At 37.6% G+C, this 22946-nt stretch carries 20 protein-coding genes; 5 read left to right on the top strand and 15 right to left on the bottom strand.

Annotation, left to right across the window (positions count from 1 at the left end; genetic code table 11):
• Nucleotides 1-22: 22 nt before the first annotated feature.
• The 3 genes from A3K91_RS01640 (at nt 23) to A3K91_RS01630 (ending at nt 3325) form a co-directional block, all read left to right on the top strand.
• The gene (locus A3K91_RS01640) at nt 23-1204 is read left to right on the top strand and encodes a thiolase family protein (RefSeq protein WP_062843721.1); all 1182 of its coding nucleotides are present in this window, start codon (nt 23-25) and stop codon (nt 1202-1204) included.
• Between the two features lie 437 nt (nt 1205-1641).
• Nucleotides 1642-2490: a DUF2382 domain-containing protein gene (locus A3K91_RS01635; protein WP_062843720.1), complete on the top strand. Its 849-nt coding sequence runs from the start codon at nt 1642-1644 to the stop codon at nt 2488-2490.
• A gap of 226 nt (nt 2491-2716) precedes the next feature.
• Nucleotides 2717-3325, top strand: coding sequence for a YsnF/AvaK domain-containing protein (locus A3K91_RS01630; protein ID WP_084387218.1), 609 nt, complete (start codon nt 2717-2719; stop codon nt 3323-3325).
• Nucleotides 3326-3409: 84 nt separating this feature from the next.
• Here the strand turns inward: A3K91_RS01630 and A3K91_RS01625 are convergent, their stop codons facing one another.
• Together A3K91_RS01625 and secA are read right to left on the bottom strand one after the other, a co-directional pair.
• A complete protein-coding gene (locus A3K91_RS01625) occupies nt 3410-3955 on the bottom strand; it encodes a hypothetical protein (protein ID WP_062843719.1) in 546 nt (181 codons plus the stop codon).
• A gap of 273 nt (nt 3956-4228) precedes the next feature.
• A complete protein-coding gene (gene secA, locus A3K91_RS01620; RefSeq protein WP_062843718.1) occupies nt 4229-7009 on the bottom strand; it encodes a preprotein translocase subunit SecA in 2781 nt (926 codons plus the stop codon).
• Between the two features lie 569 nt (nt 7010-7578).
• On the opposite strand from secA, the gene mutS reads away from it, so the two are divergent.
• Both mutS and fdxA read left to right on the top strand, forming a co-directional pair.
• Nucleotides 7579-10713: a DNA mismatch repair protein MutS gene (mutS, locus tag A3K91_RS01615; protein WP_062843717.1), complete on the top strand. Its 3135-nt coding sequence runs from the start codon at nt 7579-7581 to the stop codon at nt 10711-10713.
• 97 nt (nt 10714-10810) lie between these two features.
• Complete coding sequence (gene fdxA / locus A3K91_RS01610) at nt 10811-11134, top strand: ferredoxin FdxA (RefSeq protein ID WP_057758216.1); 324 nt, start codon at nt 10811-10813, stop codon at nt 11132-11134.
• Between the two features lie 83 nt (nt 11135-11217).
• On the opposite strand, the gene A3K91_RS01605 is transcribed toward fdxA, so the two are convergent.
• From A3K91_RS01605 to A3K91_RS01545, 13 genes are all read right to left on the bottom strand, one after another.
• Complete coding sequence (locus tag A3K91_RS01605; protein WP_062843716.1) at nt 11218-11973, bottom strand: glycosyltransferase family 2 protein; 756 nt, start codon at nt 11971-11973, stop codon at nt 11218-11220.
• On the bottom strand, nt 11951-13006 hold the full coding sequence (locus A3K91_RS01600; RefSeq protein WP_062843715.1) for a glycosyltransferase family 4 protein: 1056 nt from the start codon (nt 13004-13006) through the stop codon (nt 11951-11953). Before A3K91_RS01600 ends, A3K91_RS01605 begins: the two co-directional genes overlap by 23 nt.
• The gene (locus tag A3K91_RS01595; RefSeq protein WP_062843714.1) at nt 13007-14041 is read right to left on the bottom strand and encodes a glycosyltransferase; all 1035 of its coding nucleotides are present in this window, start codon (nt 14039-14041) and stop codon (nt 13007-13009) included. It lies immediately after the preceding gene.
• A gap of 11 nt (nt 14042-14052) precedes the next feature.
• Complete coding sequence (locus tag A3K91_RS01590) at nt 14053-14823, bottom strand: glycosyltransferase family 25 protein (RefSeq protein ID WP_062843713.1); 771 nt, start codon at nt 14821-14823, stop codon at nt 14053-14055.
• Nucleotides 14824-14855: 32 nt separating this feature from the next.
• Nucleotides 14856-15605, bottom strand: a complete 750-nt coding sequence (locus tag A3K91_RS01585) for a glycosyltransferase family 32 protein (protein ID WP_062843712.1) — start codon at nt 15603-15605, stop codon at nt 14856-14858.
• A gap of 49 nt (nt 15606-15654) precedes the next feature.
• Nucleotides 15655-16353 (bottom strand): FkbM family methyltransferase, encoded by a 699-nt coding sequence (locus A3K91_RS01580; RefSeq protein ID WP_062843711.1) that lies wholly within the window; start codon nt 16351-16353, stop codon nt 15655-15657.
• A gap of 20 nt (nt 16354-16373) precedes the next feature.
• Nucleotides 16374-17690 (bottom strand): flippase, encoded by a 1317-nt coding sequence (locus A3K91_RS01575; protein WP_084387217.1) that lies wholly within the window; start codon nt 17688-17690, stop codon nt 16374-16376.
• 74 nt (nt 17691-17764) lie between these two features.
• Complete coding sequence (locus A3K91_RS01570) at nt 17765-19033, bottom strand: sugar transferase (RefSeq protein WP_062843710.1); 1269 nt, start codon at nt 19031-19033, stop codon at nt 17765-17767.
• A 151-nt stretch (nt 19034-19184) separates the two neighbouring features.
• The gene (locus tag A3K91_RS01565) at nt 19185-19604 is read right to left on the bottom strand and encodes a pilin (RefSeq protein WP_167541793.1); all 420 of its coding nucleotides are present in this window, start codon (nt 19602-19604) and stop codon (nt 19185-19187) included.
• Nucleotides 19605-19776: 172 nt separating this feature from the next.
• Nucleotides 19777-21096: an O-antigen ligase family protein gene (locus A3K91_RS01560; protein ID WP_228139886.1), complete on the bottom strand. Its 1320-nt coding sequence runs from the start codon at nt 21094-21096 to the stop codon at nt 19777-19779.
• A 104-nt stretch (nt 21097-21200) separates the two neighbouring features.
• A complete protein-coding gene (locus A3K91_RS01555; RefSeq protein ID WP_062843708.1) occupies nt 21201-21641 on the bottom strand; it encodes a pilin in 441 nt (146 codons plus the stop codon).
• A gap of 280 nt (nt 21642-21921) precedes the next feature.
• The gene (locus tag A3K91_RS01550) at nt 21922-22386 is read right to left on the bottom strand and encodes a type IV pilin protein (RefSeq protein ID WP_062843707.1); all 465 of its coding nucleotides are present in this window, start codon (nt 22384-22386) and stop codon (nt 21922-21924) included.
• Entirely contained in the window at nt 22386-22937 is a 552-nt protein-coding gene (locus A3K91_RS01545) for a type IV pilin protein (protein WP_062843706.1), read from the bottom strand. Before A3K91_RS01545 ends, A3K91_RS01550 begins: the two co-directional genes overlap by 1 nt.
• Nucleotides 22938-22946: the final 9 nt, after the last annotated feature.

Raw genomic sequence — 22946 nt, 5'->3', positions numbered from 1 at the left:
AAATACGTAAAAAGGAATAACGATGTCAAATGATGCAATTGTAATTGTAAACGGCGCACGTACGCCAATGGGCGGCTTCCAAGGCTCACTAAAGGATATGAGCGCCACCGATCTTGGTGCTGCTGCTATCAAAGCGGCTGTCGAGCGTTCAGGCGTTAGTGTTGATACTATCGATGAAGTCATCATGGGCTGTATCTTGACCGCAGGTTTGGGTCAAGGTCCTGCACGTCAGGCAATGCGTAAAGCTGGTCTGCCTGATGCCACTGGTGCTGTGACCATTAATAAGCTTTGTGGTTCTGGTCTAAAAGCCGTCATGCAAGCACACGATGGTATCAAAGCAGGTAGCTTCAATGTAGCAGTTGCTGGTGGTATGGAGTCGATGACCAATGCGCCATATCTGATGCCAGGCGCGCGCGGTGGCTATCGTATGGGCCATCAAGAAGTCAAAGACCATATGTTCTTAGACGGTTTAGAAGATGCCGAAACGGGCAAGTTGATGGGTAAGTTTGCTCAAGAAATGGCCGATGAGAAAGGCTATACCCGTGAGCAGATGGATTCGTTTGCCATCGAATCACTCAATCGTGCGTTAACAGCTATCAAAGACAATCACTTTAAAGACGAGATTGAGCCAGTCACATTTAGCACTCGTAAAGGCGAACAAACGGTTGATACTGATGAGCAGCCTGCCCTTGCCAACGCTGAGCGTATTCCTACTTTGCGTCCAGCTTTTGCGAAAGATGGCACCATCACTGCCGCAAACGCAAGCTCTATCTCCGATGGTGGCGCAGCGGTCGTACTAATGAAAGAATCTCAAGCAAAATCAGAAGGCCTTGATTATCAAGCGCGTATCATTGCTACTGCCTCAAATTCGCGTCACCCAGGCGAATTTACCATCGCCCCTATTGGCGCTATTGAAAAAGTTTTAGCGGGTGCAGGTTGGTCAGTGGCTGATGTTGATCTGTGGGAGATTAATGAAGCGTTTGCTATGGTCACGATGGCAGCGATGGATGAACTAAACATTGAACACGCTAAAGTAAACGTTGAAGGCGGCGCTTGTGCGTTAGGTCATCCAGTGGGTTGTTCAGGTGCGCGTATCTTAGTCACGCTGATTAACTCTTTGAAGCGTACTGGTGGCAAAAAAGGCGTGGCGACTTTATGTATTGGTGGCGGTGAAGCAGTTGCGGTGGCTATTGAATTGCCATAAGCACGAACAACTTCACACCGTTGCAGTATAAAAGCACATACTATTCCGGTCCTTATCCTTCAATCGTGATTTTAAAAACCGCAGTATAAAATTACACTGCGGTTTTTTTGTGTCTGCTATCTCTTTTTTACCGCCAAACATTTCACTGTGTAAAATCGCGTTAACTTATACCCCTCGCTATGTTATAGCGCTTACAGCCTATTACACGCAATTACGGCAAGCCCACACTTTGCTACCTTGCTCATATATCTCATCCAAAATCTCAGTGTTACGATAATTACAAGTTGAGGTAGCGACTACCTAGTAACGCTACGTTTACAGACATTGATTTAGATAGGATTTTATTTTTATAAAGAACTGTTTGATTAAGAAATCACTAAAATTTTAATATTTATACAATAACTATTATTTATAATTCATAAAAAAGGAAGAAAATAATGAGCCAACTAATTCGTTTAAAAGATATTCAAGCCACTCATCGCGACCTTATCGGTGATGACTATTATGATCCAACTAGCAAAACTGCTTATGGTGTTAATGAAGAAAAAATCGGTAAAATTGAAGGTGCATTGGTAGAAGACACTACTGGTCGTATTCGTTATTTAATTGTTGATGCAGGCGGCTGGTTCAGCTCTAAAGAAGTACTAGTACCAGCAGGTTTGGCTCGTATTGTGGGAGATGACGTATTCTTTGACAGCTTAACTAAAGATCAAGTAGAAGCCATGGAAGTATATGACCATGACTATCAGTACAGCTACAAAGAGCAGTATGAAAGAGATCGTCAAGCATTTACAGCAGACACTATTCCAGTGGAAGATCGTATGGAAGTTGCAGATCATAACTACGAAGCACCAAACACACTAGAGCTACTAGAAGAGCGTTTGACAGTTAATAAAGATCGCATCGTAGCTGGCCTAGTAAAAGTTGGTAAGCATGTGGTCACTGAAGAGCGTAACGTCGATGTAGAACTAGAAGAAGAGCGTGCTAATATTCAACGTACTAATGTAGATCGTCCAACAGATCGCCGCATTGGTGACATGGCTGACAATGAGACGGTTGAAGTACAACTAGAAGCTGAACGTGCTCGCGTTGGTAAAGAAACTTATGTCTCTGAAGAAGTGAACGTAGGTAAAACTACCGAACGTCACACTGAGACAATTGTCGAAACCATTCAGCGTGAAGAATTGGATATCGATAATGATGGTAATGTGGTTGACCGTGAAGGCAATATCGTAGACCGTGATGGCATTACTGCTGAAGACGTACGCCGCGCTCGTGGTATGTAATTGGCTAATAAGTCGTGTGTCTTATGAATTAAATACATAAGACATTATGACTTCACTAAGCAGCTGAGTTTTTGACTCAGTGATTAAGACCAGAGCTTGTCTCTGGTCTTTTTTATGTTTTAGCTTATAACTGCTGGTACTTATGTCTCTGGTACTGATGTCTCTACGGTAAGAAAATTCGTTTTGGTAAACCTCTCATTGAATAGATAATAATAAGGAAATCACGATGACTTCTGATAATTTCACTACTCCTAATTTAAATACTCCGCCACAAAATGAGTCATTAACGGCTCAAGATATCTTGAGAGAAGATCAAGTATTATCCAACCAAGAAAATGTCGCAAATAAAAGCGGACAAGTTGGTTATCTTGAACTATTAGAAGAGCGCCCAGTTGTCAATAAAGAACGCTTAGATGTCGGTAAAGTGACCGTCACTAAACACACACGTACCAAAACGATTGAAGTGCCCATTGAGCTGGTTGAAGAATATATCACCGTTCGTACTGAGTTTCAGGATGCTGAAAGCCAAGATTTACTTTCTGGAAATTACGATGAAAAGGATGTTTTGCGTCATGTGGAACCGTCACTGGACAGTAAGGCCGTTATTACTATCAATGACAAGCAGGTTGAGATTGGCGACGCCCCTATCGAGATTGTGCTATCACGCCAAGTAGCCACCGTCACTAAAGAGACGTATACCGTACAAGAAATTGATATTAGTAAAACGGTTCATACGCATACTGACACCATTCAAGTCACATTAAAACACGAAGAGCTTGATGTTAAAGAAGAAGGGTTTTTAGATCATGAAAATGATTCTACTTATAACAAATAATCTTTTGGTATTTTAACTATTCCATAAAAAAGCAACGTGAACGTTGCTTTTTTTATGAGTATCACATTGTGGTCTACGGTTTATTTATACTGTGCCTTCATCTGTTCTCTTACACTCATAAGTACTGACATTTTCAGCGTTCGCACCAGCTGTCCGCATCACACCTGTTTCACGATCTTGATGAGCAACACGCCATTGTACAAAACCTTCCCCACCATCGATGGCATTTTCAACCCCAAATACTTCAGGATTGGTGGCGTCGTTGGTTTTAGTCAAGGTTGTGGTGCCATTTGCGGTAGCAATGACCACTTGATTATCTGTGTCTTTATAAGTCGCTTCAACCTGTAATTCAGGGGAACATGAATAATTAATCTGGCTTACACCAGTATTAACAGAAGCAGCGGTATCATCTGCTACTTCATTGAGAGAGGGATCTTGAGTATCAACCACTACATCATTGGGTTCGGCAGGCTCTGCAGACATAGGTACTGATTGCTCAGCACTGATACTGTCTTCCAAACTTGGCTCTGTTTCTTGTTCCTTTTGACAAGCACTAATGGTCAATGCGCCAGCCAATAAACCTGTTAGTGCAACAGAAGTACGCCACTGTTTTAATAATTTTGCGTTCATAACACTCTCCCGAATAATATGTTAAACACTATAGCGCGTCCCTAAATACACGCCTATGCTGAATTTGTAAGCAATCGCTAAAAACCATCCGTGATTTTAAAGCGATGCTTTCTTATCTATTATCAACTGCTCGCTGATTTCAGTAAGTCACAAAAAAGCCCCTATCTCTTATTGATAAGGGCTTTTCATCATAGCGTAACCATTTTTGCTTAGCAATGTTTATACTGGTTTTGAAAACTTAACTGATCTCAAAAACTCAAGTAGCGATTGCTATTAAATTTTGCCATGACACTGCTTATACTTAAGTCCTGAACCACAAGGGCACGGTGCGTTACGACTGATATTCATACCAGCATATGGATTTGCCTCATTCGCACCATTGCCTGCCATAGCACCAGCAGCAGCTATACCGTTGCCCATGCTACGGTTTTGTGGCTGCGGTGCAGGGTTATTAGCGCCACTGTCTAAGTTATCAACTTCATCATGCTCAAACTGCATTTGCATATGAGCCGCATTTTCGCGCTGCTGCACTTCTAACGCTTCTAGCTCTTCTTTAGTCGGAATGTGCACACGTGATAAATCTTGTACGGTCTCAGATTTAATAGCACCAAGCATCATTTGGAACAATTCAAACGATTCACGCTTGTATTCTTGCTCTGGGTTTTTTTGCGCATAACCGCGCAAATGAATCCCTTTACGCAACTGATCCATCTGAGTTAAATGCTCTTTCCAGTGCTTATCTAGGCTTTGTAGCATAAAGTGACGCTCAAGCTGCGCGGCATCTTTTTCACCCATTTGCTCACGGCGACCATGATAACGATCTAACGCAGTTTGAATAATTTTTTCGCGCAACCCTTCTTCATCCAAGCGGCGATCTTCATCCAACCAATCATTGATCGGCATGGTTATCTTGAACTCGTCTTCTAGCTCATCTTCTAGACCGTCCACGTTCCATTGGTCATCAACAGACCCTGGCGGAATGAACTGGCTGATGATGGCATTATAGACGTCACGGTGCATCACGTTAATGGCTTCGAGCAAATCCATTTCTGCCAACAAGTCATCGCGCTGACCATAGATGACTTTACGCTGCTCATTGGCCACATCATCATATTTGAGCAAGTTCTTACGAGCATCAAAATCGCGGCTCTCAACTTTACCTTGTGCGTTTTCAATCGATTTGGAAACCATTTTGTGCTCAATGGCTTCGTCTTCTTTTAAACCCATCGCACGCATCATGTTGACCACGCGATCGCCTGCGAAAATACGCATCAAGTCATCTTCAAGCGACAAGAAAAAGCGCGACATCCCAGGGTCACCCTGACGACCAGCACGACCACGGAGCTGATTATCGATACGGCGTGATTCATGACGCTCTGAACCAATGATATGCAAACCACCCGCCGCGACCACTTGGTCATGTTTTACTTGCCACTGCGCTTTTAGGCGTTGCATCTCTTCCTTACTGACGGCATCAATGTCTTCGATAAAGGATTGCCAGTTACCACCCAAGATAATATCCGTACCACGACCCGCCATATTGGTGGCAATCGTGACCGATTTTGGGCTACCTGCTTGAGCGATGATTTCTGCTTCACGCTCATGCTGTTTGGCGTTTAGGACGTTGTGCTTGACGCCTTCTTGATCGAGCAAATACGACAACTCTTCACTGGCTTCAATGGTCGCTGTACCAACCAAGACCGGCGCACCTTTGGCCTGAATGTCTTTGATCTCGCGAATGATACCTTTATATTTGCCTAACTTCGTCAAGAAAATTTGGTCATCCATATCGATACGAGCAATCGGCTCATGCGTTGGAATCACAATGACATCTAAGTCATAAGTCGATTTGAATTCAGCCGCTTCGGTATCAGCGGTACCTGTCATACCAGATAATTTGTCATACAGACGGAAATAGTTCTGGAATGTCGTGGTTGCAAGCGTTTGGTTTTCCGCTTGAATCTCAACGTTTTCTTTGGCTTCGACCGCTTGATGTAACCCTTCTGACCAGCGACGACCTGGCATGGTACGACCTGTGTTTTCATCAACGATAATCACTTCGCCTTCATCAACGATGTAATGGACATTTTTGACAAACACATGATGAGCACGAATGGCGGCTTGTACGTGTGCCAATAGTGGCAGACGGCTTGGACTGTATAAACTTTCGTTTTCGCCAAGCTCACCCACTTCGATTAAGAAGCGCTCGATTTTTTCGTAGCCTTTTTCACTGATTTCAATCTGGCGATTTTTTTCATCAATCCAGAAATCTTCTTCTTCATTATTCTTGTTGGCTTCTTCGTCTTTTGATCGGATTAATAACGGAATAATCGTATTAATCAGCGCATACATACGTGAAGAATCTTCGGCTTGACCCGAAATAATCAGTGGCGTACGTGCCTCATCAATTAAGATGGAGTCAATCTCATCAATGATACAAAAATTTAGCGGACGCTGCTTTTTCTCAGCCAAACTAAAAACCATGTTGTCGCGTAGGTAGTCAAAACCGTATTCGTTGTTGGTACCATAAGTAATATCAGCTTGATAAGCATTGATTTTTTCTTGTGGCGGCTGTTGTGAATAGATCACGCCAACGGTCATGCCCAAAAAGCTGAACAACGGACGGTTTAACTCAGCATCACGCGCAGCCAAATAATCATTGACGGTAACCAGATGCACGCCTTTACCGCTGATGGCATTGAGGTACATGGCCAAGGTGCCCATTAGGGTTTTACCTTCACCGGTTTTCATCTCAGCGATTTTGCCTTCGTGCAAGGTGATACCACCAATTAGCTGCACATCATAATGGCGCATACCATTTATACGTAAAGAGGCTTCACGGCAAACTGCAAACGCCTCTGGCAATAACGCATCTAAGCTTTCGCCATTTTGATGACGCGCCTTAAACTCTTCGGTTTTTTGCTGTAATTGCTCATCAGACAGGGCTTGTATGGTAGCCTCTTGGGCGTTGATCTTGCTGACCACTTTACGCATGCGCTTTAATTCGCGCTCGTTTTTGGTGCCAACGACACCGCCTATAATCTTTGATAACATAATTTTTTGACCTATGGAAATATTCGATAATTAGTGCGCATTAGCCAACGCTCGGCTTGCCGCCTTGTCATCATCTGACTAAGTACTACCTAATTAAGTATCGCCCAATTAAGTGTGACGTCATTATATATGGTTATGACGCTGATGGATACAAGGGCAGCAATCAGATATTTGACGACGTAAAAATGCAGTGGGACGTGTTAAAATAGCCCTTACTCTATTAAATTTATTCACTTTTTCTATCGTAGGATGCATGTACGCGATTTCATTCTCAATAGAGATTTTTCATAGCATGTTAGTGAAGCTCTATTAATCTTTGACTGATAACCTCACATTATTGCGATTTATTTTTATTACCTGGTTAAATTGACCATTATCTATTCAATTTCAAACACCTCAACTATATAGTCGATCTGCTTTAAAAAAGTACAATTCTACTGATATAAACTTTGTGAAATATTTGTCAGGCACACGAACCGCCAGTGAGAAAAATGTATTTCAGTAGAGCACAATGACTGTATTTATAAAAATTCATTTAAACACCATTTAAACACTATAAGAGATTTTGCATGACCGTTAAGCCATTGACTCAAAACCCTGCTTCCTCAAAAAAAGTCTCAAAAACTGCACCATCCGAATATGCATTATCTAAGCAACCTACTGCTGACCAATCATCTTCTGAGCGATTGGTCATCGGTAATGCTACCTATAATTTAGCTGATCACACACCCATGATGGTGCAATATCTGACCATGAAAGCCAATTATCCTCAAGCATTGCTGCTGTACCGGATGGGTGATTTTTATGAGTTGTTTTTTGATGATGCCAAACGTGCTGCCCAGATACTAGACATTACGTTGACACGCCGTGGTACGGATAAAGCTGGCAATACCATTGCGATGGCAGGTGTCCCTTTTCATGCGGCTGACAGTTACATGGCGCGCTTGATTGCCGCTGGGCAGACCGTTGTGGTTTGTGAGCAAATCGATGAATCGGCGAGTAATAGCGCCGATGACACTGATTCTTCCCTTCCTAATATGGGCAATAAGCAGAAAAAAGACAAAAGCAAATCAACAGCAGGCAGTATTATGCGCCGTGAGGTGGTCAAAACGTTGACCGCAGGGACGATTACTGATGATGCGTTGATTGCGCCCAACCATACCCCAACGGTGGTCGCTATTGACATCGTTATTACATCTGCAAGAGCCAGTAGCAAACAGCCGTTGCAAGCGGCCGTCAGTCAGATGGATTTGGCGGCTGGCACGCTGACCACGCAGACACTGCATGCTGCTAGTGACGACATTGACGGTCTGCAAACCCAGATGCTGACGGTTTTTGCGCGCTTTGCGCCCAGTGAATGTATCATCAGTGAAAGCCTCAATGAGACTGTCGATGACAACTGGATGCTGTGGTTACGTCAGAATCTTGATTGCCCTATTATAGAAGTTGCCGCCAATGACTTTCATCATGAGCATGCCAGCGACACCTTGTGTCAGCAGTTTGAGGTCCAACGTCTCGATGGTCTAGGTATTGGGGATAACCCACTTGCTCAATCTAGCTGCGCGGCGCTTGTTCATTATGCACGGCAAACTCAGCAGCGTCATGTACCACAAGTCAATCAGCTGATCGTCGAGCACAGCGATGATTACTTGATTATCGATGCCAATAGTCAGCAAAACCTTGAATTATTTAGCCCAGTCAGTAGTAGCGGTACTTCCCTAATATCCGTACTTAACCATTGCCAAACGCCAATGGGCAAGCGCTTACTTGTGCAGCAAATGAAGCGTCCACTGCGTCAGCATTCGCGCATCAATATGCGTCTAGATGCGATAGCGTCTCTATTAAATGCGGATGGTAATTCGAATCAAGATTCAGAAAATAGTTCATTGGTGACCAGTTTACGCGAAACACTAAATACCATTGGCGATATTGAGCGAATCAGCAGTCGCATCGGGCTGATGAGTGCCAAACCTCGTGATTTACGCAAGCTTGCCGATGGTATCGCTAGTAGCGCCCAGCTTACCACGCTGCTGACAGCCTCAGGTATCGACCATGAAGACGCTGGTCTATTGCCGATGCTCATGCAGCAACTGCCTGCCAAGCTGCCAGCGGTACAGTCTGCCGCCGAGTTAATCGAGCGCGCTATTGTCATTGAACCACCTGCACATATTCGCGATGGTGGTATGTTGGCAGCGGGTTATGATGCAGAGTTTGATCGTCTTACCCATCTCCATGACAATATTCAAGTAACATTGGACGAAATGGTAGAGCGAGCCCGTCAGGACAACCAACTCCCTAGTCTAAAAGTCGGCTTTAATAAAGTCAGTGGCTTTTATTTCGAATTGCCAAAAATGCAAGCAAAAAATGCCCCTGCTCATTTTATTCGTCGGCAAACACTCAAGAGTAGTGAGCGTTTTATTACTGATGAATTAAAAGAAGTCGAGACGGAGTATTTAAGCGCCCAGTCTCTGGCATTGGCTCGTGAGAAAGCGCTGTACCAAGCGCTGCTCAACCAACTAAACGAGAACTTGGCTGAGCTACAACAACTGAGTGCTGCTATTGCCCAAATCGATGTGCTAAGCAATTGGGCGCAGCTTGCGACAACTTATCGTTGGCAGCGTCCAATCATGGGAGGAGATTCAGGAAACCAAAGCAAATCTATAAACAAAAATCAAACCCATATCGATATCCGCCAAGGTCGTCATGTCGTCGTCGAAGCTGCCTTAAATCCTACAAATGCAAGTAATAAGCATACCTCTGCTCAATCTACCAGTCAGTTTGTCGCCAATGACTGTGTGCTGGGTAGCACCAATGCTGATGACAGAGATCCTGAACGACTGCTGATGATTACAGGCCCCAATATGGGCGGTAAATCGACCTATATGCGCCAAACGGCATTGATTGTCCTACTTGCGCATTGCGGTAGCTTTGTCCCAGCTGCTCAAGCTCATATCGGTGATATTGATCGTATCTTTACGCGTATTGGCTCAGCAGATGACTTGGCGGGCGGCAAATCTACTTTTATGGTAGAGATGATAGAAACCGCCAATATCTTGAATCAAGCAACCAATAAATCGCTGGTATTGATGGATGAAGTCGGACGCGGTACTGCCACTACTGACGGCTTGGCCATCGCTCATGCTTGCGTCAATCGCCTCGTAGAAATTGGTTGCCTGACATTATTTGCCACCCATTATTTTGAGCTGACACAATTGGTAAATACCACTGAAAACAAACCTGCCGGTATTCGCAATGTGCATGTCGCTGCTAGTGAAATTGATGGTCAATTGCTACTGCTTCATCAAATCAAAGATGGCGCTGCCAGCTCTAGCTTTGGCTTACATGTGGCAAAAATGGCAGGTATTCCAGCTCAGGTATTAGAGGATGCCAAACGCTATTTGGCTGACAATTTAAGTATCGATCACTTGAATCAGAGTACATTAAAGGCGGATAGTACAAAACCGCTTGATGACGAAAATGACTTAGTTAAGTCAGTAACGGATAAAAGCGGACAGGCACATCATGATGAAGCAGACAAAGTAAATCTAAAGCCTATTGAGCAAAATCAAGTGGGGATTGGTATTCCACAACAAAATCAGCTATTTAACTTACAAGATGAGCTAAATGCGATTGATCCTGATAGCCTAACACCCAAGCAAGCGCATAATTTTCTATATCATCTCAAAAAAATCATTAGTCATTAAAGGGAATTGTCAAATAGAGGTAAAAGCGCTAAAATATGCTTTATTTTCGACTATTCTATTTAGCCAAAAGCCAAATCAATAACAGGTAGACATTACTATGACCTTTGTCGTTACAGATAACTGCATTCTTTGCAAATACACCGACTGTGTAGAAGTCTGTCCTGTGGACTGCTTTTATGAAGGCCCAAACTTCCTTGTCATCGATCCTGATGAGTGTATCGACTGCGCATTATGTGAGCCTGAATGTCCGGCCAATGCTATTTTCTCAGAAGATGAAGTACCAAAAGGACAAGAGATGTTCACTCAGCTCAATGAAGAGCTGGCACAAAAATGGCCAAATATCACAGAGATGAAAGGGCAAATGCCAGAAGCTGAAAAGTGGGATGGAGTAGAAGGTAAGATTCAGTATTTAGAGAAGTAATAAATTTTCTAAATAAATCAATAGACTTATATTGAGATAATAAAAAACCACCTAATGGCGATATGCGGTTAGGTGGTTCTTTTTCATTGCCGTTTTTTGTAAGCTGTACAGGAATAATTTAAAAAAAACCATATACTTTTTATAAGGCTTAGGTTTACTTCTTTCCTGTATACTTTCCATTGCCAAAGTACGGCCTGAAATTTATTGGACGAAAGAGAGTTATTCGTTACTCGATAGTATGCGAGGGGGCTTTGTACACAATAGCCTTTCTTAGCTATTTTGACTGTTTCTAGCCACATTATATAGTCTTCATGCCCTACATTTTTTTGGTAGATCTTTCCTATACGATCTGAACGATAAATGCCGGTCAAATTGCCTATACGGTTTGACTTTAACATATCAGAATAATCAAACTCTACCTTATTAAAAACTTCCTTAATTTTAGTATTCAGCTCTATTCTCATGTAGTTTGAGCATACTACATCGTAACCCTTCTTAATTTTGTCAACTTGTAAGCTAAGTTTTTCTGGATGCCAATAGTCATCTGAATCTAAAAATGCAATTATATTACCTTCTGCCTTTGCGATACCTTTATTTCTAGATATAGCCACTCCTTGATTAGTTATATTATCAATTCGGAAAATTCGTAAATCACTTATGATCATATCTTGGACTTGAAGACAGCTGTTATCAGGGCAGCAATCATTGACTATGATCAGTTCCCAGTTTGAGTAGGTTTGACTGATAACACTTCTTATAGCTTGTTCTACAGTTGCACGTGCCTTATACACAGGCATAATTATAGAAACTTTTAAATCAGGATTCGCCACTGTAATCATAGTTATTTTCTATTAAATCAATCCATTGCTTGATAATAATTTCTGGCTCAAAACGCATAGCTGATATCAAAGCATTTTTTGAAAAATCACTCCTTAGTGACTCGTCTTTTATTAAAAGACCAATCCTATAAGCAAGCATTTCTATATCTGCATTTTTAACTAGATAGCCATTAACACCATCCTGCAGAATCTCTGCTGGGCCTGATGGACAATCAAAACTAACTATCGGTAATCCTCGACTTTGAGCTTCAATAAGAACCATTCCAAACCCTTCGTACCTTGAGCTCATAACGTAAAAGGAAGCACTATCGTAAACACTTTGGATATCGTCAGTAAGACCTTTTAAAAAAATGTTTTTAATACCTTTTTCAGCAATCAATTTTTCAATTTTATTCCTATCCTCTCCCTCACCATATATATGTAGCATCCAATTAGGATTTTTACTTTCGACCAATGCCCAGGCTTCAATTAAAAGGTCGTAGCCTTTTTGGTAGGTCAGCCTGCCAATACTAACAATAACCTTGGATGCTAAAACAGAGTTTGATCTTCTTATTTCTAAAGGATTAATATTTGCAATGGTAGATACCTTGTCAGCGATGAAATCATAGCTTCTAGCATCCTCTTTAGTTAACGTAATCACTTTATCTAGTTTCTTATATAAAACGTATCTCAAGAGTCGAAATATAATATTATGAAAACTAAAAGAAATATGTTCAAGACTCCAAATATTTTTAGATTTGATACCACTTATTAGTAAAACGGGGGTAAGCTTACTCATAGTGTGGATAATGACAATTGCTGAATTATTCTGTGCGATATACTGTTTACACTTCATTAAAAAAGCAAAAGTACTACCAGTAAATTTAATATCATTTACCTTCAAATCTAGATAATAGACATTCTTTTTATTAATAGAATATCTAGATAAAATAGTTATCTTATAATGAACACTTAAATGACTTGCTAAAAGAGAAGCTACTCTTTCAGATCCTCCTCTACTCTCTAGACTATTTATTATAAAAATAATATGCATTTAATTCATTCTTTGCGAATACAAATATTTTATTTTATTAAGTATCTGTAATGAGTGTGTTCTAGTATAATATTTTAATAAAATTAGCGTATTAGAAGTTTTTGGTAATTCAATACTAAATCGACGCAGCCAACTTATCCTGTCTCTTAATTTAAAGAATGACCATTTATAATCATTCTTAATACCTCTAATCTGATGCAATGTCACTTCATCAGTGCTTATTTCTTTAAACTCAAGTACATACATACTTTTTCGTAGATGAACCATATTTATCCATAATGATAAAAATAGCGTTTTGTATTTTTTATCTTGACTATCATCTATGCGTCTTTTCACAATATAGCATAGCTCAGTCAGCTGATTGATGTTATAAATAGATTTTACTCTCGTAACATTATTATCATGCTGTCTATAGCCGTATAATGATTCATCAATTTTGATAATTTTTTCAGCTCTACAGTAACACTCTGTTAGATATAAGGCATCTTCACAGAAACTTATTTTTTCATCGAAATATAGATGGCTAACCATCTCTTTTTTAATGATACGTGACCATAAATAATACTTAGCTTGCTTAGAAAGTCTCAGTTTAGCAGCATCAGTGCTATTAATAATATCTATATCATTGTCAAATAGGAAAAATTTCTCATATGATACTTCCCCTACTTTATCGATCAAGTCAGCGTTTATCTCTAAAATATCTGGGTTACTTTGTATAAGTTCTAAAATTTTCTTGAAAAAATCTTTATATAGTAAATCATCTGAGTCTAAGAAAACTAAGTAGCTTCCTATACATTCTCGTATAGCTCTATTTCTAGCAGCTGAAACGCCTTGATTAGACTGGTGAATGACCTTTATAAAATTATGTTGAATAGCATAATTATCAGCTATATCACCTGAACTATCAGTTGATCCGTCATTGACTACAACAACTTCGATATTTTTATCTACCTGATCAATAATACTATTAAGACATGCTGGTAGATATCTCTCTGAATTAAATGTAGGAATGATAACCGATATAAGTAAAGACATAGACAATCCAGTTACTTATATTTTTTAATAGGCTTTAATGATTTAAAAATACTTTTAAATTTAACCATGGTATTAATAATCCCTATTTTTCTTAATATCAAAACGGAAGATTTATCACTGGTATTTTTCCGTACTTTATCATAGTCGATGAGTGTATCAAAATTACTATCAACATTGACTACTGTAGGATAGAGCCCATAGACATTAATAATATTACTATTAGAAGTATAATGATCAATTGGTTTATAAATAACATCTAATGCTGCTATTAACTTTTTCGCACCTTCAATAGTTATCATATACCCATAAGTACCAAACCCAAAATCTGCTAAGCGATTTAAAGATGAATCTGTAGTTATATTATACCTATGCCAAATACTTAGAGGAGTAGAAAACCCTTTGCTTATATCTTTATGATGCCCTAACAATATTAGCTCCCAATTCAAGTCTGAACGTAATATAGACTTTATAACCTTATTAAACCCTTTTTCAATAATTACATCGTCTTCAAATATCATTGCATAAGGCAGATTTTCACTTATTATTTTGTTATATATCTTCTTATGACTCAGGGCACAGCCGATTTCACCTAACAACATTTCTCTGCCGAATAGTTGCTTTGCTTTTTCTTGCTTACAATATTTATTGATTTCAGAAGTTGAAAGACTGCTACCATTAACAGCTTCAATAAAGACAGGCGTTATGTTAAATTTTTCACATTGGGACTTGATACTTTTCTGTCTATCGACAGAATCCTTAAGGCTAATTACATAAACTTGCATTTGGTACTCTCATCATAAATATCTATATATATTTAAGTAATTATCTTTCTTTTTATGATAATAATCTTTTTGAGCAAGGTCGCATTCAATTTCTGAATAAATATGTGCTTAAGCTTAAATTTAGTTTTGTTAAGGGGACTTAGCCAGCTAGCGTCATAATGATGAATACAAAATGTGGTCACTGAGGCAGTTATAATACCTGTCTGATAATCTTTGGCAATAAAGTATTCTGATGGGTATAGATAAAGATAGTCTTGAATATATTGAAACTTATCCTTAATCTCGAATCCATCTTCAATAGCAATTTCATTTACTATTGAGTTTATAGTAATAGCATTATCTTTATAATATTTTAGGTACTCGAAGTGAGAAAGAATTTTTTCAATCCATAATGATTTTTTTTCGGAGCCTATCACACCCATTTGTAAGTTAACTTCTTTAGTACCATCAACAATATCCAATGTACTAACCTCAAACCCCGCAAAAGCAGTATGCTCTAATAATGGTTCAAGACTTTTTAGTACTTCTACATCTGTGTCTAAATAGATTCCGCCTTCATGATACAAAACATGTGCTCTGCATACATCTGCTACAAATGCAAACTTACCATCTACATAAGCATCTCTGGCATAAGAATATAAATTTATATCGAAATTCTCTTCATTCCATAATATTATTTCGAAATCAGGTAAATACTTTTTCCAAGTTTGAATGTACTTTTTAGTAGACTCTGGTAGCTTGTTAGTCCCAAACCAGCAGTAATGTATTTTTCTAGGTATCATTAGAGTATTCTTTAGCTTATTGATATAAAAAAATTTATAAATTTTATTCTTATTCTAAATAACAAATTGTATCGTTAATATTCATTATAGTACGATATCCCATTTTTATTAACATCGAGTGAATTTCATCATACTGTTCATAACTCATAATTCCATTATTTAAAGAATGCTCAAAATTAATTAGTTTAGGCTTAAATTTATCAAAAGGGAACATTTTTAGAAGATTATAATCATAACCTTCAGTATCAATTTGTAAAAAATCTATTCTGGTTAATCGATGATCCTGTATTAGAGTATCGAAGGTAATCCCCTTAATTTTTTCTTCTATAATGCTATCTATAGGGATATTAGTCTTTTTATGATGATTAGGGTTTAAAGATGCGATACCATTTGCCCAATCTGGTAAACACACATCTTTCTTTACTTTATAAATTACCAACTCTTTATTTTCGGAATATATAGCATTATTTACTGTTTTTACTTTTTTATTATTTGAATAGTTTTTTACTAACTCGTTATAATATTCTTCTATAGGTTCTATAACTAATCCTTCCAAATTTAGTTCGTTAACGATTCTATATATTGGATCATATCTAACACCATTATTAGCGCCTATCTGTACAAAAAAAAACTTATCATCATATTTTTTATAACGAGTAATAAAGGACTCAAGCATAATTTCAGTATTACCAAATTTTGTAATATGATATCCAAAAATTCTAAAAATATCTTTTATAACTCTTTTCATATTAAAAAAACCTCTTACTTTCAAAAACTTAGTAGTAAAGATCGGAAGAATGATTGAAGAATGTAACGCTGTTTTTTCCAAAAAATGAATATAAGAAGATGGACTATTGGCACAGATAAAACAGTAGCCAGAGCAGCACCCTTGATTCCATATTCAGGTATTAAAATGACATTAAGAATAATATTGGTTATTACAGATAATAAATCAAAATAAAAGAACAATTTCTGCTGTCTTTCAACAATTATAAACCTAGCCCATGCTGTAAAGAAAAAAACAAAAATATTAGACCAAAGTAACAACTTGAAAGTAGCAGTAGCTTTCAAATATTCTTGTCCAAAGCTTAGAGATATTATTTGAGTTGATAAAATACTTCCAAATATTAATATAAATATAGATAACCAAATCATTAAAGAGTAAAGGTAGTTAATTCGTTTAAGATATATTTTCTCCGAAATACTCTTAGCATTTATAATAGCTGGTAGAACAGAAGAACATATTATTAAGGGTATAAAGCTCCAAAGATCATTCAACTTTGCGGCAGCAGCATAAAAACCTAATTCTTGACTACCCACCATATTCATTATCATTAGCTGATCCGTTTTGGCATATATTGCTATCATCAAACCTGATAGCCACATAGGAGCAGATTCACTCATCAAATATTTAATAGTACTAATATCTATTGACCAATGAAATAACTTCTGTTGCGATTTTTTCATATAAAATATTACTAGCATCATTGCTATAAAAGCACCGTCTATACTGTAAGCAATGGCAATAACAATTAATGAAGCATTATTAGTTATAAGTATTATTTTTATAAGGCTTGATAATGTCATAGTTACCAAATTTGCAATGACTACATATTTGGATTGCACAATAGACTGATAATAGCCGTCAATCACATTAAAACTTTGAAATATAATGCTTAAAGCAATAATATATATGAGAGTATCAACATTATTGTCATTATTAAAAATATGAACAGATAGGTATATCAAAGGAAATATAATAAAGGAAGCAATTAGTTTTAGAAAGAATGCAGTTCCTAAAATTCTATTTTTTGAATGATGATTTTCTACGAGCTCACGAACCAGAATATTATCTAATCCTAACGTAGCAATTACAGCAAATAAATAAACATAACTTTGTGCATAACTTAGCACACCATACTGTACAGGCTCAAGATAACGAGCTATCCAAATACTTACAAAGAACCCTACAAACGTTCTTATTAATCTTTCTAACATCAACCATGAAATATTTTTTCCATACCTCATAATACCTTCATGATTTAAAGCTTTTTTTATCTTTTCATGTAAGTTTTTTTTATTCAAAAAACATACTTCCTTTAGATTCTCTTTACAAAGTGAAGGTTATATTTTTTTAGCAAATTATTATTAAGCGCAAGCTATCTTGCCCCAAACCCAGTTACCATCGTCTGTATTGTCTTAATCACGATCAACAAATCTAAAGTCAAGGAGAAATTTTTAATATAAAAGAAATCATATTCGAGCTTCAACTTAGTCTCATCTTCATCACTAGCATAACCTTGCATAACTTGTGCCCATCCAGAAATACCAGGTTTGACGATATGTCGATAGCGATAAAAGGGAATCGTTTCATTAAATTGCCTGACGAAGTCTAATTGTTCGGGCCTTGGCCCAATAAGACTCATCTCACCTTTTAATACATTGATAAACTGTGGTAGCTCATCTAAGCGTGTTTTCCTAATGAAGCTGCCAAACTTTGTCACCCTCACATCAACACTGGTAGCCATTTGGGCACCATTTTGTTCAGAGTCCGGTAACATACTGCGAAACTTGTACATAGTGAACAGCTTACTACCTTGTCCTATGCGATGCTGCTTGAATAGTACCGTACTTTTACTATGACGGCTTTCCCATTTAATAGCTATTCCTACTAGTATAGCTAAAGGAACGGTCACAGGCATACTCAACAAAACGATGATTGTGTCCATCAGTCGTTTTATTAATAGATAACTGGGAGAAGGTAATAGGGAGCCAAGGTTATTCTCATAAAGATGCTTGATTGGTAAGCGACCTGTCAGAGACTCATTTACTTGTAAGATATTATATACTGGCGTGCCCTGCAAAGCAGACTCGGCCAATACCTGCTCCCATCCTGAACACAAATTATGATCTGAAAGATCGGCAACTATTGCATGGAAAGGTAAGTGTTGATGGCTTACGGATTGAAAATCTTTAGATAGCTTTACCCAAGTAACATTTTTGATATCTAGTAAACTTTGATAGCGACCTATAGGTACATAACCTATCTTCACTTGGGTTACGGCCCGCAAAACGACTTGGGAGATAAAGCAAAATACCACACCCAGCACAGCACTGAATAATAGGTAATAAACCGAGTAAGGTAGTCGGAATATAAGTAAGATTAATCCTGCTAATAAACCACTCGCCAATAATGTTGGTAGCACAGTTACCATAGATTTTTGACCAGGAAATTGAGTCAAGCGCTCTAGTCCAATAAGACTAAAAACAATAGCACTGCTACTTACGATGACACTATTTACTTGAGTAATAAGAATATTATCAGTGACAATAAAGCTCCAGAATAATAGTAAAGCTGGAATTATAGAAACAAGCAGCCAGCCTATCAATATACGTATACTTAAGTATTGCCATAAGTTTTGTTGCATAATAATGATATATACCTCTACTATTAACACACTTCGTACTTTTACTTTTTATAATAAAAAACATTAAAGAGTTTATTAAGAATAATATTAATAGCTATAGATAATCCATTTCAAAAATTTTATGTATATGTACTTAATTATAAGAGAGTTATCATTTGCAGTCAGATGGAAGGTACATCTTAGGAATACCATCAGATGCCTTACACTGCCATTTCCTATCAGCAGTAACGCTTAAAGTGATCAATTCATTTTGTAGATAATTTAGGTTTTGGATGTGACAAGTTATTGCACTAGGAGCATGGCCGTCCCCGATTGGCGGTAACACGCTAAATCGACAGTATTTACTATGTGCCGACATATTTAATCCAGTAACACTAAAACTAGCTGACGTTGCACTTTCGTCTATCAGCATCTGGTAAGGCATACGAAAATTGTTCAGCTCTTGATAAATAGTAATGAGTTGTGTTTTTCTTATCTGAAAATAATAGCCAGTTGTAGCAATAGTCGCTAGTATGCCAATAATTGCTACTGCAATCATTAGCTCTATCAAAGTATAGCCAGATTGTGTCATAAAAGCATTGTCATTATTCTTGAACATGTAAACAACCAGCTTCTTAGTGAGAATATAATGATGCATGCATCATGCCATTATTCTTTATAAGAACAACGGAAAAATATGAATTTTCTTGTACTAAGCTCAGTCATTTACAAGAAATAGAAATATACTTAATATTTTGGATATATCAAAAAATATTGTATCCATTCTCTAAAAAGCGTGGACGTGTCATAATTTCATTATCCAAAAGCGCCGATGTATTGATGAAAAAATAAATAAAGAGAATTACTAGAACTAAAAACATAGTAACACTGAAATATCTATTTACTACAAAACTAGGTATTGATGAGTGAAAATATATTGCATGTGAAAAATTGGAACTTTTTAACAAAAAAACGAACAGCCACAATAAAGCAATTTGTGTAATCGGATATATATGAATGCCTGAAAGTAAAGTTTCAATGACTACCGCTAATAGGGACGCGATAACAAAGTAGTCCTTATTTAAGTTCCAACTTATATTTTTAAGAATAAAAAATATAATAGCTAACAAGAACCAAAAACCGATCAGTCCTGTCTCGCTTAATACTTGCAAAAATAAGTTATGAGGATGCGCTGCTAAATTCCGAGTACTATCTAGTTGATAAAAACCACAACCCCATATAGGATTTTGAACCCAACACTGCACCGCGTTCATCCAAATATCATAACGCTGGCTAGTAGTTGCTCTGGCTATCCCTAAATCTAGTGTCTCTACAGCATTTAAACTGGCTAGATGATTTATAGTTAGATAAGTCAGCCATGACATACTATACGCAAATCCCAACTGCCATGACACTGGACGTCTAAATATACAAATAATTATAACAAAAGCTGTATAGGCCAGTGTTGCCGAACGTCCTCCATCCATTAGGATGGATAAGAAAGCTAAGAAAATAAAAGACAAGTACAATTTTTTATAATTTTTTTCAGTAAGATAAAGCCAAACTGCAAAAATAGACATTATTAAAAAATAACTATTATAAATACGAATATTTAGACGTAATAAGTACCAATTGCTAGTGTAAATACCTGACGTAATATAATCCCATATAGCTACCGGTAGTAATAGGAAAATTAAGAAACTAGCTAATACTATAATTTTAGTAAGTAGTGGCCGATACTCTAAAAAGAAAAAGCTCTTATATAACAAGTAAACTAATAGTAAATCGATTATGATAAAAAAAGAATTGGACCAAAAAAAGCTACCTATTATTATAAAGACAAAAAACAAGTACTCCACTTTCGTAACTATATAATATTTATTAAAGCAAGCATGTGCTCCTAATCCTAATAATAAAGCAACCTCAAAAATCCTAGACTCATTATAGATACCATAGCCACTATTTGCCGTTACACCTACTATAAATATTAAAGAGTATAAAGCTACAAACGATTCTTTATTAGCTAAAGCTTTTATAATGCTGACAGTCATCTGTTGATTATTTAATAATTGCTTTTTATACATAAATAATGAAGCCAAATTTTTTTATAAAAAAAGCCAAACATGACGTTTGGCTTTTCTATTAATCTATTTCACATATCAATTAGTCTATAATTGTTAACTAATTATTAAGTGAATGATTTAGGTAAGATATCAGCATCAACTGTAGTAGTGGTAGCATTTTTAGTCAAAGTACCGTTGTTAAGTAATGTAGCACCAATTACTTTAGACGCTAGCTGACTTGATACACCAGTTCCTTTAAATGTATAAGTAAGTGTACAACCCGTTGATGCGGTTGGCGAAGCATCACTAGCAGCAGTACCAGCAATTACTAAACTACCATACTTACCAGCAATTGTATTTTTAGCAGCAGTAGCATTAGTACAGCTATTGCCTTCTAAATTAGTATTAACCTCAGCTTTTGCTCCATCTATCAAAGTAAACGCTTCTGATGCTTGTGACTTAGCAATGTAATTCTGATAAGCAGGAATAGCGATCGCAGCTAAAATACCGATAATAGCAACAACGATCATTAGTTCGATTAAGGTAAAACCTTTTTGAGCGTTCATAGACATGTCCTTTTGGATAATATGGCAGTAGAATAATTGTCTAGTTGCCAGCTATAAATATAATGTTTCTCTTATTATAGATATTGCAGTTACTATGCCAAATTATGATGACTGTCTATTTTTTATAAAAATTCTTAAAAAAATCTAATAATTAGTGCTTAAATGCGTTATTTATCAGTTTTTTACTTACATTAAATTACCCAGTTTACGTTTTGTTTACTTAAAATTGTCAGTAAACATACATTTTGGTATTAACTGCTATATATAATGACATTTTTTGTCACTTGTTCCATTCATCGCCACTACCACATTGTTGATTCGGAGCGCTGCCTCGACATTTAATACCCTGATAGTTTAAGGTTATTATTCCGTCGCTTTTCATTTGTGCAGTTTGTTTTGGTGTGGCAGTGATTATCCATTTAGCAGTTAATGTATTGTTAGGAGGGGTTAAGGTAATTGGATTAATAGTTACATCATACAGCTGAGTTCCCTGCCTTGGATAAGCAATAGCAAAGTCTGTTTTCACTTGTGCACTAATATTGCTATAGCTACCTTGTGCCAGTTTACGGCTTTCAATTTGACTGGCGATGTTTTGCATCTCACTCATCATGTCCGTGCGTTTGGTCTTGATGACATATCGCTGATAGCTAGGATATGCAATTGCTGCTAGCACACCAATAATAGCGACAACAATCATTATTTCGATTAAAGTAAAGCCTCTATCATTATCGCTTAGAATTCGCATTACCACTCCTCCGAATAAGTGCCACAGTTAGTAGAAGCCACTGTAATATTGCTATCATTATTCTTGGTCTTACATCGTAGACCAGTACTACTGAGTAGTATTTTATGGGCTGTACTATAGTTGCTACTGGGCTCAGCAAACATACGCCATGAGCTACCCGCAGTAGAGTAGCCGGTATTTGCAGGAGCCAAAGTGTTGCCTGTGGTGCCATCTACTAATTTTATCAGATAGCTATAGTTGGTACTATCGCTACCTTTTGGGACATAGATAGTTTTATTATCAGTCGGATCATCATACGTATAGCTGACATCGCCATTACTAGCGACCTTTTTAGGCATAAAGCCTTTGTAAGTCAATGCACTAGCGCGCCAACGATTGAGTTCTATATCGAGCTCCTGCATTCTTGCTTGTGCTTGTGACTCAGCATTACGTATCACAAACTGCCGATAAGATGGGATCGCAATTGCCGCTAAGATAGCCACTATCATAATGACTATCATCAGCTCTATAAGCGTAAAGCCTGCTTGTCGTTTTGACGCTTTCACATTCATGCGACTATC

It is taken from the genome of Psychrobacter alimentarius, assembly GCF_001606025.1.
GTDB lineage: Bacteria > Pseudomonadota > Gammaproteobacteria > Pseudomonadales > Moraxellaceae > Psychrobacter > Psychrobacter alimentarius.
Note: the sequence above shows the minus strand (reverse complement) of the source record. Positions and strands in the feature narration are given on the sequence as shown.

Excerpts from the sequence above, each read along its gene's own strand:
- A3K91_RS01585 (WP_062843712.1), bottom strand. The coding sequence starts at position 15,605 with ATGATACCTAGAAAAATACATTACTGCTGGTTTGGGACTAACAAGCTA.
- A3K91_RS01590 (WP_062843713.1), bottom strand. The coding sequence starts at position 14,823 with ATGCAAGTTTATGTAATTAGCCTTAAGGATTCTGTCGATAGACAGAAA.
- A3K91_RS01550 (WP_062843707.1), bottom strand. The coding sequence starts at position 22,386 with ATGCGAATTCTAAGCGATAATGATAGAGGCTTTACTTTAATCGAAATA.
- A3K91_RS01630 (WP_084387218.1), top strand. The coding sequence starts at position 2,717 with ATGACTTCTGATAATTTCACTACTCCTAATTTAAATACTCCGCCACAA.
- mutS (WP_062843717.1), top strand. The coding sequence starts at position 7,579 with ATGACCGTTAAGCCATTGACTCAAAACCCTGCTTCCTCAAAAAAAGTC.
- A3K91_RS01570 (WP_062843710.1), bottom strand. The coding sequence starts at position 19,033 with ATGCAACAAAACTTATGGCAATACTTAAGTATACGTATATTGATAGGC.
- A3K91_RS01560 (WP_228139886.1), bottom strand. The coding sequence starts at position 21,096 with ATGTATAAAAAGCAATTATTAAATAATCAACAGATGACTGTCAGCATT.
- A3K91_RS01580 (WP_062843711.1), bottom strand. The coding sequence starts at position 16,353 with ATGAAAAGAGTTATAAAAGATATTTTTAGAATTTTTGGATATCATATT.
- A3K91_RS01605 (WP_062843716.1), bottom strand. The coding sequence starts at position 11,973 with ATGATTACAGTGGCGAATCCTGATTTAAAAGTTTCTATAATTATGCCT.
- fdxA (WP_057758216.1), top strand. The coding sequence starts at position 10,811 with ATGACCTTTGTCGTTACAGATAACTGCATTCTTTGCAAATACACCGAC.
- A3K91_RS01640 (WP_062843721.1), top strand. The coding sequence starts at position 23 with ATGTCAAATGATGCAATTGTAATTGTAAACGGCGCACGTACGCCAATG.
- A3K91_RS01555 (WP_062843708.1), bottom strand. The coding sequence starts at position 21,641 with ATGAACGCTCAAAAAGGTTTTACCTTAATCGAACTAATGATCGTTGTT.
- A3K91_RS01625 (WP_062843719.1), bottom strand. The coding sequence starts at position 3,955 with ATGAACGCAAAATTATTAAAACAGTGGCGTACTTCTGTTGCACTAACA.
- A3K91_RS01565 (WP_167541793.1), bottom strand. The coding sequence starts at position 19,604 with ATGACACAATCTGGCTATACTTTGATAGAGCTAATGATTGCAGTAGCA.
- A3K91_RS01595 (WP_062843714.1), bottom strand. The coding sequence starts at position 14,041 with ATGTCTTTACTTATATCGGTTATCATTCCTACATTTAATTCAGAGAGA.
- A3K91_RS01600 (WP_062843715.1), bottom strand. The coding sequence starts at position 13,006 with ATGCATATTATTTTTATAATAAATAGTCTAGAGAGTAGAGGAGGATCT.
- A3K91_RS01545 (WP_062843706.1), bottom strand. The coding sequence starts at position 22,937 with ATGAATGTGAAAGCGTCAAAACGACAAGCAGGCTTTACGCTTATAGAG.
- A3K91_RS01635 (WP_062843720.1), top strand. The coding sequence starts at position 1,642 with ATGAGCCAACTAATTCGTTTAAAAGATATTCAAGCCACTCATCGCGAC.
- secA (WP_062843718.1), bottom strand. The coding sequence starts at position 7,009 with ATGTTATCAAAGATTATAGGCGGTGTCGTTGGCACCAAAAACGAGCGC.